The organism is Methylomonas sp. 2BW1-5-20 (genome assembly GCF_052474515.1).
In genome coordinates, this window is the sequence record NZ_CP184127.1 from 209,978 (window position 1) to 222,208 (window position 12,231).

Here is a 12,231-nt window from a genome sequence, read left to right on the forward strand (position 1 = left end):
TTAGACATGATCAAATTACTTGAGCCAGCCCATAGCGAACGTTGGGATCACTATGTCATGGCTACGGCCGAGGGCAGTTTTTTTCATTTGTCTGCTTGGCAGCAGGTGATCAAGAAGGCTTTTGGGCACAATACTTACTATTACTACTCCGAGCACGATTGCGAAATTACCGGTATCTTGCCGTTAACCCATGTCAAAAGCTTGTTGTTCGGAAATTCTTTAGTTTCAAATGCATTTTGTGTCTACGGCGGAATTATCGCCAGTAACGACGAGGCTTTTGCCGAATTGCAAGCCCAAGCCCAAAAACTGGCCAGAGAATTGGGCGTGGACAGCCTGGAAATGAGGAATCAGAAACAGCGTCATCCCGACTGGCCGCACAAAGAGTTGTATGTCACATTTAGAAAAGAGCTGGATCCCGATGTCGAAAAAAATCTGAATGCCATTCCGCGCAAGCAACGCGCCATGGTGAGAGCAGGCATCAAAGCCGGTTTGACCAGTGTCATCGATCAGAATGTTGAGCGTTTATATCGGGCGTATTCTGAAAGCGTCCGAAACCTGGGAACCCCTGTGTTTCCGAAAAAATATTTTCAAATTTTGCAGGATGTTTTTGGCGAAACTTGCGAAGTTCTGACGATAGAGCACGAAGGCCAATTGGTTGCCAGCGTGATGAGTTTTTATTTCAAAGACGAAGTTTTGCCGTATTACGGCGGCGGTACCGATGCGGCCCGCGATTTGAAAGCTAACGATTTCATGTATTGGGAAGTGATGCGGCGCGCGGTGGAAAAGGGCTGCAAGATTTTCGATTATGGTCGCAGTAAAATCGGCACCGGCTCGTATCGCTTTAAAAAACATTGGGGCTTTGAACCGGAACCGTTGTATTACGAAGTTGATTTGGTCAAGGCTAAGCAGATTCCGGAGATCAATCCGCTCAATCCCAAATACCGCTTGTTTATTGCTGCCTGGAAACGTCTGCCGTTACCGATTAGTCAGCTGGTGGGCCCTTGGCTTGCCAAGGATTTGGGCTGATGGCAAAGCCCAAACTACTCTATTTGGTTCATCGTATTCCCTATCCGCCCAACAAAGGCGATAAGATTCGTTCCTTTCATTTTTTGCAGGCCTTAGCAGAGGAATATCAAATATTTCTCGGAACCTTTATCGACGACCCGGATGATCGTCAGCATATAGCTATCTTAAAGTTGTTCTGCCAGGATGTCCGCTGCATCGATTTAAATCCCAAGCTCGGCAAAATTAAGAGTCTGCAAGGTTTACTCAGCGGGGAGGCCTTAAGTTTGCCGTATTACCGTAATCGTGAGTTGCGGGAATGGGTGGATAAAACTATCGTCGAACAGGATATCCAGCGGGTGATGATTTTTTCATCGCCGATGGCACAGTACGTCGAGAAATATACCCATTTGCATTGGGTGGCCGATTTTGTGGATGTCGATTCCGACAAATGGCGGCAATATGCGCAAAGTAAAACTTGGCCCGCCAATTGGATTTACCGGCGCGAAGCGGAAAAACTGTTGGCCTATGAGCAACGTATCGCCGCACGAGCCGATGCCACGATATTCGTATCTGAACAAGAAGCAGGGTTGTTCAAAACATTGGCGCCCGCGTCGGCCGGCAAGATCGGTTTCGTCAATAATGGCGTAGATATTAATAGATTCGATCCTGACTTGTCTTGGGTCAGGCCATTTTCGGTCGAGCAGGCGGCTATTGTGTTCACCGGTGCGATGGATTATTGGGCGAACGTTGATGCTGTTAAATGGTTTGCCGAACAAGTATTGCCAATCATTAGTAACCGTCGGCCAGACGTGAAATTTTACATAGTAGGCTCCAAACCGGCCAGAGAAGTGTTGCAACTAGCGGAAAACGATGCGTCGGTCATCGTTACCGGTCGAGTTGACGATGTCAGGCCTTTTATTGCTCACGCCAATGTTGTCGTCGCACCGTTGCGAATCGCTCGAGGCATTCAAAATAAAGTACTGGAAGCCATGGCGATGGCTAAAGCTATAGTCGCTACCACGGCCGCAATAGAAGGAATTCCCGGTAATGCGGATTTGCAACTGGCGGTGGCTGATGAAGCGGAAGGATTTGCCGATCATGTGTTGCAACTGCTATCGCAGCCGGTCAAACCTGCCTTGGTTAATCGTCGTTATGTCGAAAGTGATTTCAGTTGGAAGCAAAACGGCCAACGTTTGTCTCGGTTGTTGAGCGGTGAGGCAGCATAATGTCCGGGCAGTTGCCGCCGCTAATCGTCCATATAATTTACCGATTGGGCATTGGTGGGTTAGAGAACGGTTTGGTCAATATTATCAATAATCTGTCGGAAGGCCGTTATCGGCACGCTATTATTTGTTTGACTGATAGTACCGAATTCAGTCAGCGTATCCGACGGCAAGATGTAATTGTCCATCAATTACATAAGCGTCCTGGGCAAGATTGGGCATCGTTCTATAAAGTGTATCGCTTGCTGAAACAATGGCAGCCGGCGATAGTGCATACTCGTAATTTGGCCGCTATCGAATATCAAGTTTGTGCGTTGTTTGCGGGCGTGCCTTACAGGGTGCATGGCGAGCATGGCTGGGATGTGTTCGATCCGGACGGTAGCAATGTCAAATATCAATGGCTGCGGCGGGCTTTAGGCTTGCTAATCCATCGCTTTATTCCCCTTTCGCAGCATTTGCAAGAGTATTTACTGACGCGGGTAGGTATCCCGGCCAAAAAAATCACCCGTATTTGTAATGGTGTTGACACCAGAATCTTTTATCCTCGCAGGGAAGATAGAGGGGTTCCGGAAGACTGCTTATTGAATTTGACTCAAAAGTTAGTGATTGGTGCTGTCGGACGTATGCACGGGGTTAAGGACCAACTGACTTTGGTCAGGGCATTTATCGATGCTTGCGAAACTTCGGCGGAATTTGCCCTGACTGCTCGTTTGTTTTTGATAGGTGACGGACCATTGCGTACCAATGCCATTGAGTTGTTGAACGCTGCTAATCTGTCGGATAAAGCTTGGTTGCCCGGCGAGCGTAACGATATTCCGGAAATTTTGCGTAGCCTGGATATTTTTGTGTTGCCGTCCAAGGCAGAAGGTATTTCCAATACTATATTAGAAGCCATGGCGAGCGGTCTGCCGGTTATCGCTACCCGCGTTGGCGGTAACCCTGAGTTGGTGTTGGACGGGCAGACCGGTTGTTTGGTAGAAAAAGAAGATATTGAGGGTTTGTCGTTGGCGATGCGAGATTTAGTTGCCGATAACGAGAAACGGAGGCAACTCGGTGAGGCCTCGCTTCGGCGGGTTCAGTCGGAATTTTCAATCGATAGCATGGTGGATCGCTATCGGCGAGTTTATGACAAGCAGTAAATGATCCAGAGAGAACTCATATGTGCGGCATAGTCGGTATTTTCGATATTACAGGTGCTAGTGAAATAGACCGCAATCTGTTGTCGCGGATGAACGAGTCACAATTCCACCGCGGGCCCGACGAAGGAGGGCTACATACCGAACCCGGTTTGGGTTTTGGACACCGGCGTTTGTCCATCATCGATTTGTCCAGCGGTCAACAGCCGATGCACAGTCAGGACGGTGATGTGGTACTGACTTATAACGGCGAAGTCTACAATTTTCCGGAATTGCGCGAAGAGTTGGAAGCGTTGGGATATAGCTTTAGAACCCATTGCGATACCGAAGTGATTCTTTATGCCTGGCAGGCTTGGGGCGAGTCTTGCGTCGAGCGACTGCGCGGCATGTTTGCGTTTGCAATTTGGGACCGGCCAAGGCAGACCTTATTTTTGGCTAGGGATAGGCTGGGTGTGAAACCGCTGTTTTATGCTGAGTTAAGCAACGGGCAATTCATTTTCGGTTCCGAACTGAAAGCCTTAAAACAGCATCCACTATTGCCTAAAGACGTTGACCCCACTGCGATAGAAGACTACTTCGGTTTTGGTTATATTCCCGATCCCAAGACCATTTACCGAGGCGTTTATAAGCTTGAGCCCGGATATTGTCTGACGATCAAGCGTGGACAGAGCGGTTTTCGCCCTAAACAATATTGGGACGTTAAGTTTCAACCGGCTTCTGGCGGAAGTGCTGTCGAAGCCGGGGAGGAGTTAATAGAGCGTTTGCGCGAGGCCGTGAAAATTCGGATGGTCGCCGATGTGCCGCTGGGTGCGTTCCTATCCGGCGGCGTCGATTCCAGTGGTGTGGTGGCATTGATGGCTGGATTGTCCAAAGAGCCCGTCAACACTTGTTCTATTTCCTTCGGCGATCCCAAGTTTAACGAATCGCAATTTGCCGCCCAGGTTGCCGAACGCTACCATACGGCGCACCGTGTCGAGCAAGTCGATCCCGACGATTTCAGTTTGATCGATCAGCTTTCCGGACTTTACGATGAGCCTTACGCCGATAGTTCGGCGCTGCCGACTTATAGGGTTTGTGAACTGGCCAAGAAGCAGGTAACCGTGGTGTTGTCCGGCGACGGTGGCGATGAAAGCCTAGCCGGTTATCGTCGTTACCGCTGGCATACCTATGAAGAGAGGATGAGAGCATTACTGCCGGATACTTTGCGGGTGCCGTTGTTCTCGACTTTAGGTCGGGTTTATCCCAAGTTGGATTGGGCGCCCAAGGTATTCAGGGCTAAAACCACGCTGGAATCGATTGGGCGCGATTCTATGGCGGGATATTTTCACAGTGTATCGTTACTCTCCAATGGTATGCGTAGTCAGTTATTTAGCGATAGTTTGAAAAGGGAGTTGCAGGGATACCAAGCCATTGAGGTATTCCGTCGTTATAGCGAACAAGCGCCGGATCATCCATTGTCAATGGTGCAATACCTGGATTTGAAAACCTATTTGGCGGGTGATATTTTAACCAAAGTCGACCGGGCCAGTATGGCGCACGCCTTAGAAGTGCGGGTGCCCTTACTGGATCACAAACTGGTGGAATGGATGGCGACCTTGCCACCCGATTTAAAATTGCATGGTCGTGAAGGTAAATACCTCTTCAAAAAAGCGTTGGAGTCTTATTTGCCGAACGATATTTTGTATCGGCCGAAAATGGGGTTTGCGGTACCATTGAGCAGTTGGTTTAGAGGTCCCTTGAAGCAACGCGTTAAGCAAGCGCTGCTTGGGAATACTTTACGAGAGACCGGTTGGTTTGATGAGGATTTTTTACGCCATTTGGTTACTCAGCACCAATCTGGGTTGCGTGACTATAGTGCGTCAATTTGGTCGTTATTGATGTTTGAAGCCTTCATTCGAAATAATCACAATTGATCACTTTGTCAGAGAATGACTATTTCTTGCCGATAGGTCATTTTTGAGCGTGTGTTATTTTTTACAAAAACATTTGAACTGTACTAGTGTGCAATAGACAGAGACTGAGTGTTTTGCTAGAGTGTGAGCCATTTCAAAGTTTAATTAAAGGCGAGTCAAAATGAGTGAAGAAAATAGCAAATTGCCTGAGCAACACGAACAGGTATCGGGCGCGCAACTAATTGATAAAACAAGAAGAACCTTTACTAAGGTCGGCGTGGTGGCACCGGTTATAATGACTTTAGCAAATCGTCCCGCATGGGGCTCTGGGACCAAAGTTGATTGTCAGGTCTCCGGTTTTACATCTTTACATGTGAAGGGAAATGGTGCGGTTTCTGGTGTTACGCAAACTGGATCGTGCGGGTTTTCGCAATGCACGCCTAAGTTTTGGCACGATAATTGTGGGTTAACTGGCTATGGAGCCGATAAGTGGCCGAAAAGCTGTGCTCCAGGTCAGGATGATGGCACGATTACAGTTAGAACGTCGTCTGGTAGCAGAACATATAAATGTTATAGGGTTAACCAGAGTTACAGGCCGAGTTGGACACCCGTAAGCGCGTCTACACCAAATCGCATTCGGGAAGATAATATGGATCAAACGAGTCGAAAGTGCTTTATGAATTCCGCATTCGCTTATGGTACGGACAGTAGCGCGCTATGGACAAAATTACATAATAGCTTGACGTCAAATGAAAGTCTTTGTCTTGCCGCTTTGTTAAGTGCTAAGAAAAAAGAAGAAGATTCTGATCCATCTTATGTCGATTTTCCTTTGAGTGTGGCCGATTGTAAAAAAGTGTATGCTGCAGTATCTTCTAATACTTCATGTGATCTTGGTTCGGGAGTCTGGACAGCACAACAATGCGTGGACTTTTTAAACTATATTTTTACCGCATGATTGCGTGTGATTCTTGGCACACCGTTGGAGAAGTTTTGCTACAGGATTGGCAGGGCGAGGCAGTAATATATAGTGGTAATACAGGAGATACTCACCTTGTTTCAGGGGTGCCAGTTTCCTTACTTAGATCTTTTTTTATAAAGCCATATAGTTTTTCGAACTCAGTTGACGACGTTATGACGATTTTTCCCGAGTTAGGATTTACTGGCGCGGCTAGTTATGTGAGAGATTTATTAAGTGATCTACAAAAAAAAGACTTAATTGAAATATTAATCGAGTGATATTAGCCAGTCTGCCTTTTCCCGAAATACAAAGAAAATTACAGATTAGTGGTCTAGATTTAAGATTGGGCCCATTTTCCTTTCGTATAAAGAGTCATTTTTCAAGTATATCGGAAAGTTTGTATGTTCTTTATGCTGATTATGAAGTGGTGCTTGATGCAGATGACCAGTTCTTAGATTTTCATATTTCCGTAGACTCCCCAAGTTTATCCAGAAAATTTTGTTTTAAGCAGGCCCAGTTTTTTTTTGACGGCTATGCGCCTTTCAACTCGCTTCCATATCAGCATGCCCCAGCTCTTATCGAGTGGGGAATGAATTGGTGCGTTTCTAGTCAAATCAATACGCATTTGATTATCCATGCCGCCGTTATTGAAAAAGGTGGCTACGCTGCGATATTACCGGCACCACCTGGATCCGGTAAGAGCACCCTCACCGCTAGTTTAATTCAAGAAGGTTGGCGGTTGCTGTCCGATGAGTTAACTTTGATCGATCTACATGCAGGATTGGTTTTACCTTTCCCGCGTCCGGTAAGTTTAAAAAATCAATCTATAGATATTATTGCCGAGCGCTATCCTGACGTAGTGTTTGGGCCGCTATCGACCGATACATCCAAGGGAACTGTTTGTCACGCCAAGCCTCCTGGATCGAGTGTGCAAAAACAGTTTCTTTCTTGCCCCGTAGCGTGGGTTATTTTTCCTAAGTACGAGGAGGGCGCCGAAACCGAATTTGTTTCCAAAAGCAAAGCGCGAGCTTTTATTGATATTGCGGATAACTCTTTTAACTATAGCCGCTTAGGTGCGTCTGGCTTTAATGTTCTACGCGATGTTATAGATTCGGCAGATTGCTATCAGCTTTGCTATAGCCAGCTGGACGAGGCAGTTCAAATATTTAACGCCTTGAAGCCAAAGCTATGACTTATGAATTACCGTTGCTGGTACGGGTATTAAACAAGCAGCTAGCTATCGCCAATCTTTCTCTGAAACAGTGGGATTTACTGATTAGGCAAGCACGAAGTACTATGTTATTGGCTAAATTGTATTATCTGGTTGAAGAGCAAGGAATGCTGGCAAATTTATCGCTATCGATAATACGCCATTTACAGTCCGCTAAAGTCCATTCGGACAAACAGCTTAACGATCTTTTTTGGGAAGCCAGGAATCTCAAAAAAGTTGCAAAACAGCTTGATTTCCCTTTGATTTTTTTAAAGGGCGCTGCTTATGCAATATTGAGAAGTTTGGCGGCTAAAGGACGTATTTTTTCCGATATCGATCTTCTGGTGCCAATTGATAAAATTCCGATAACTGAAAAACAACTAATGTTGAATGGGTGGGTTGGTGTTAATCAAACTGCTTACGACCAACGCTACTATCGCCGCTGGATGCATGAAGTTCCGCCGCTTAAGCATATGACTCGAGGTAGTGTGATTGATTTACATCACAATATATTACCCATTACATGCGCCGATTGTCCTAACGCCAATTTGTTAATTGCGAATACCGAGCCAGTATTGGGGTATGAGGGGTTAGAAGTTTTGGATCCTTGTGATCAAGTGATTCATAGCGCCACGCACTTGTTTTATGACGGTGAATTTGAGCATGGTTTGCGCGATCTGGTAGATTTGGACGCATTAATTCGGGCGCTTGGTCATGATCGGCATAAGCTGATAGACAGAGCCATACAATTAGGATTACAGCAGCCTGTACTTTACGCCTTACGTTACTCGTCTAAAATACTACTTACGCCTGGGGCCAGTGAGCTATTGGAAAAAATGAATAAAGCGGCGCCCACTAACCCAAGCTTTCTGGCGATGATGGATTTTTTGTTTATGCGGGCATTGATGCCGATCCATCCCAGTTGTAATGATCGTTGGTCTGGTTTTGCGCGATGGCTGTTGTATCTGCGTGCGCATTGGCTAAAAATGCCTTTGTATCTGCTGATCCCGCACTTGTCGAGGAAGGCTTGGATGAGGCTAATTGGTAAAGAACAGCATTAACCTGTGAAAGTCGTGTCGACAGTGGCAGCTCTATCAGGCGGGGAAAAAATACACTGAACTTGTTTCGACATGAAAATATTACATATTCTGGATCATTCAATTCCGCTACATAGCGGATACACATTTCGCACCCGCGCCATTCTTGAACAGCAACGAAAAATGGGTTGGGAGACTTTTCACGTTACCTCTGCCAAGCATCATCTCACATCTTCCAATGTAGAAATTGTCGATGGATTGACGTTTTATCGATCCGCGCAATCGCAGAGTTGGGTTGCAAATTTACCGGTTCTTAATCAATGGGCGGTCGTGCAGTCATTAACTCAAAGACTAGATGAAATCATTCCGCAGATTAAACCGGATATTTTGCACGCTCATTCTCCGGCACTGAATGGATTTGCGGCGTTAAGAATGGCTAAAAAATACGGGCTACCGTTAGTCTACGAATGCCGGGCTTTTTGGGAGGACGCAGCGGTCGATCATGGCACTACTCAAGAAGGCAGTTTACGTTATCGCTTAACAAAATCTCTGGAAACTTACGTTTTCAAGCATGCCAGTGCCGTCACCACGATCTGCGAAGGATTGCGGAACGACATCATCGGGCGTGGTGTCGCGGCTGAAAAAATTACGGTTATTCCCAATGCGGTTGATATAGATAAATTTACTTATGGCGAGGGTGCCGATCCCGGTTTAGTTGGCTCATTGGGGTTAACTGACAAGGTTGTGCTTGGTTTTATCGGGTCTTTTTACGCTTATGAGGGTTTGTTGTTATTGTTGGACGCCTTGCCGACCATTATCCAACAGCAGCCGAATGTTCGTTTATTGCTGGTCGGAGGCGGGCCGCAACAAGAGCAAATCAATCGAAAAATTAATGAACTGGGTTTGCAAGACTGGGTGGTTTTGCCTGGACGGGTTCCTCATCAAGATGTACAGCGATATTACAATTTGGTGGATATTTTTGTTTATCCCAGATTGGCTATGCGTTTAACCGATTTGGTGACACCTTTGAAACCGCTTGAAGCGATGGCTCAGGGGCGTTTGTTGGTGGCATCCGATGTTGGTGGGCATCATGAACTGATTCGTAACCGTGAAACTGGCTATTTGTTCAAGGCGGGAGATAAAACTGCTTTGGCGGAAACCGTATTGGCGGTATTAAGCGAAAAAGAGCGTTGGGAGCAAATAAAGCTTGCGGGTAGACGTTACGTTGAAGAAGAGCGTAATTGGCAACGAAGTGTAGAAAGATATTCGGACCTTTATGCAAAGTGCTATGCCGCAAGTTGATAATTCCCAATTGCATGTTGGGTTGATTGGGCCATTGCCGCCGCCGTTTGGCGGAATGGCTAATCAAACGAAACAACTTAATTCCTTACTCGTAACCGAAGGGATTGCAGTTACGCTAATTCAGACAAACGCTGATTATCCGGTTAAATGGGCTACAAATATTAAAGGACTAAGGGCCATTTTTCGGCTTATTCCTTATTTGATCGCGCTTTGGAAACAAGCGAGTCATGTCGATTGCTTGCACATAATGGCAAATTCAGGTTGGTCATGGCAGTTGTACGCCGCCCCCGCGGTGTGGATAGGCTGGCTAAAAAACGTGCCGGTTATCGTTAATTATCGAGGAGGGGAAGCCGAGCAGTATTTTCGCACTTCAATGAAATGGGTGGCTCCTACTTTAAGAAAAACGTCCGCAATCATTGTCCCTTCAGGTTTTTTAGCGCACGTTTTTGATAAATTTGGTTTTACGGCGCAAGTCATTCCCAATATTGTCGATTTGCATAAGTTTAAGTTCAAACAACGAACCGGGGTGGCAGATTTCGACTTGCCCAAGCTAGTTATTACGCGCAATCTAGAAAAAATTTATGGAATAGAAACAGCTATTGATGCTGTGGCTATTCTGAAGCGGCGTTTTCCAAAAATCAAAGTATTCATTGCTGGTAGTGGACCGTTGCAAAGTGTCTTAGTGGGACAAGTAGAAGGTTTGGGTCTCACGGAAAATGTCGAGTTCACGGGAAAGCTGACACCTGAACAAATTGCCCTTCTGTATCAGGATGTCGATATCATGTTAAATCCCACTACTGTGGATAATATGCCAAATTCGGTTTTAGAAGCGCTAGCTAACGGTTTGCCGGTAGTGACAACCAATGTCGGTGGAATTCCGTATATTGTTGCCGACAATGAGACGGCGTTGCTGGTTGAAGTTAACAATCCGGAAATGATGGCCGCCAAAGTTGAGCAATTAATCGACAATCCTCTTTTGTACCAAAAACTGGTATTAAACGGTATCGCGCAGGTAGAAAACTACGATTGGAAAAACGTTAAATATCAATGGCTAAACCTCTATAGTAAGGTGGCGAAGTGATAATGGCTTGTTATACATGGTTTTGCTCTTCCATTCTGTTTCCACTTCATGAGGCTTTGAAAAAACATAGTACAGTCGGGGTTCGCCGCGGCATGGAACGTAGTCAATGGCTTAAGCCGGAGGAAATTAGGCAATTGCAGCTGCAGAATCTACGAGTATTTCTGCAAGATTTGCAGGCACATGTGCCTTACTATCGGCAATTATTTGCTGACTTGGGATTTGAACCAGCAAATATCGATAGTGTACAAAAACTAGCTGAATTACCTCTGCTAAGTAAGCCGGAAATTAGGCAGCATCTCGCTGAGATGAAAGCTGACGATGCGGTCGGCCTAGCGCGTTTCAATACGGGCGGATCGAGTGGTGAGCCGCTGATCTTTTATATAGGCAAGCAGCGAGTAAGTCACGATGTGGCGGCAAAATGGCGAGCCACCCGTTGGTGGGGGGTGGATATCGGCGATCCGGAAGCCGTAATTTGGGGGTCGCCTATCGAACTAGGTGCTCAGGATAAAGTTCGTTTACTGCGTGATAAATTAATTCGTACTCATCTGATTCCGGCTTTCGAGATGTCGTCCGAAAAACTGGATGGCTTCATTCGAGAAATTCAGCAGATTCGCCCGAAAATGCTGTTTGGCTATCCCTCGGCGTTGGCTCATATCGCGAGTCATGCCGAGAAACAAGGTATTGCCTTAAATAATCTGGGGATTAAGGTGGCTTTTGTGACATCGGAGCGGCTTTACGATCACCAGCGCGCCAAGATAGAAAGCGTGTTTGCCTGTCCGGTTGCGAATGGGTATGGCGGGCGCGATGCCGGGTTTATTGCTCACCAATGTCCGCAAGGCAGTATGCATATTACCGCCGAAGACATTATCGTTGAGATTGTCGACAAGCAAGGACGGCCATTACCTAATGGCGAGCTCGGCGAAATTGTAGTAACGCATCTGGCCACGCGCGATTTTCCGTTCATCCGGTACCGCACCGGCGATATGGGTATTTTGTCGGATAAAACGTGTGGCTGTGGTCGAGGTTTGCCGGTGCTCGAGGATATCCAAGGCCGCACCACCGACTTTGTGGTCGCTCAAGACGGCACCGTTTTGCATGGGTTGGCATTAATTTATGTGCTGCGCGATTTAGAGGGGGTCGATGCATTCAAAATAACACAGGATAGTTTGGATAAAACCACTGTACAAATTGTTAAAACAGCCAGCTATCAGCCCGCTTACGAACAAAAGATTGTCGCAGAATTTAAAAAACGTTTAGGGCAAGCAGTTGCCGTCAATATCGAATATACCGATTACATTCCGAAGGAACGCTCTGGCAAGTTCCGATATGTGATCAGTCACGTCAAGACATAATCAAAACTACCACTATGACTAAATTCGCGGGATGG

10 protein-coding genes are annotated in these 12,231 nt (G+C 46.3%); all 10 read left to right on the plus strand.

Annotated elements, in window-relative coordinates; all coding sequences use genetic code 11:
• The first annotated feature begins 6 nt into the window (after nt 1-6).
• Nucleotides 7-1,026, plus strand: coding sequence for a FemAB family XrtA/PEP-CTERM system-associated protein (locus tag ACH50O_RS00945; RefSeq protein WP_446810198.1), 1,020 nt, complete (start codon nt 7-9; stop codon nt 1,024-1,026).
• Nucleotides 1,026-2,231 (plus strand): TIGR03087 family PEP-CTERM/XrtA system glycosyltransferase, encoded by a 1,206-nt coding sequence (locus ACH50O_RS00950; protein ID WP_446810199.1) that lies wholly within the window; start codon nt 1,026-1,028, stop codon nt 2,229-2,231. Before ACH50O_RS00945 ends, ACH50O_RS00950 begins: the two co-directional genes overlap by 1 nt.
• Nucleotides 2,231-3,367, plus strand: coding sequence for a TIGR03088 family PEP-CTERM/XrtA system glycosyltransferase (locus ACH50O_RS00955; protein WP_446810200.1), 1,137 nt, complete (start codon nt 2,231-2,233; stop codon nt 3,365-3,367). The genes ACH50O_RS00950 and ACH50O_RS00955 overlap by 1 nt, the downstream gene beginning before the upstream one ends.
• A 20-nt stretch (nt 3,368-3,387) precedes the next feature.
• The gene (locus ACH50O_RS00960; protein WP_446810201.1) at nt 3,388-5,277 is read left to right on the plus strand and encodes an XrtA/PEP-CTERM system amidotransferase; all 1,890 of its coding nucleotides are present in this window, start codon (nt 3,388-3,390) and stop codon (nt 5,275-5,277) included.
• Nucleotides 5,278-5,437: 160 nt separating this feature from the next.
• A complete protein-coding gene (locus ACH50O_RS00965) occupies nt 5,438-6,211 on the plus strand; it encodes a hypothetical protein (RefSeq protein WP_446810202.1) in 774 nt (257 codons plus the stop codon).
• 277 nt (nt 6,212-6,488) lie between these two features.
• Nucleotides 6,489-7,406 carry an HprK-related kinase A gene (locus ACH50O_RS00970; protein WP_446810203.1) on the plus strand — a complete coding sequence of 306 codons (918 nt, stop codon included), beginning with the start codon at nt 6,489-6,491 and terminating at the stop codon, nt 7,404-7,406.
• Nucleotides 7,403-8,485 carry a nucleotidyltransferase domain-containing protein gene (locus tag ACH50O_RS00975; RefSeq protein WP_446810204.1) on the plus strand — a complete coding sequence of 361 codons (1,083 nt, stop codon included), beginning with the start codon at nt 7,403-7,405 and terminating at the stop codon, nt 8,483-8,485. The genes ACH50O_RS00970 and ACH50O_RS00975 overlap by 4 nt, the downstream gene beginning before the upstream one ends.
• A gap of 69 nt (nt 8,486-8,554) precedes the next feature.
• Nucleotides 8,555-9,763 (plus strand): TIGR04063 family PEP-CTERM/XrtA system glycosyltransferase, encoded by a 1,209-nt coding sequence (locus ACH50O_RS00980; RefSeq protein ID WP_446810205.1) that lies wholly within the window; start codon nt 8,555-8,557, stop codon nt 9,761-9,763.
• On the plus strand, nt 9,750-10,844 hold the full coding sequence (locus tag ACH50O_RS00985; RefSeq protein ID WP_446810206.1) for a glycosyltransferase family 4 protein: 1,095 nt from the start codon (nt 9,750-9,752) through the stop codon (nt 10,842-10,844). The genes ACH50O_RS00980 and ACH50O_RS00985 overlap by 14 nt, the downstream gene beginning before the upstream one ends.
• 92 nt (nt 10,845-10,936) lie before the next feature.
• Nucleotides 10,937-12,196 carry a phenylacetate--CoA ligase family protein gene (locus tag ACH50O_RS00990; RefSeq protein ID WP_446810207.1) on the plus strand — a complete coding sequence of 420 codons (1,260 nt, stop codon included), beginning with the start codon at nt 10,937-10,939 and terminating at the stop codon, nt 12,194-12,196.
• The last annotated feature ends 35 nt before the right edge of the window (nt 12,197-12,231 follow it).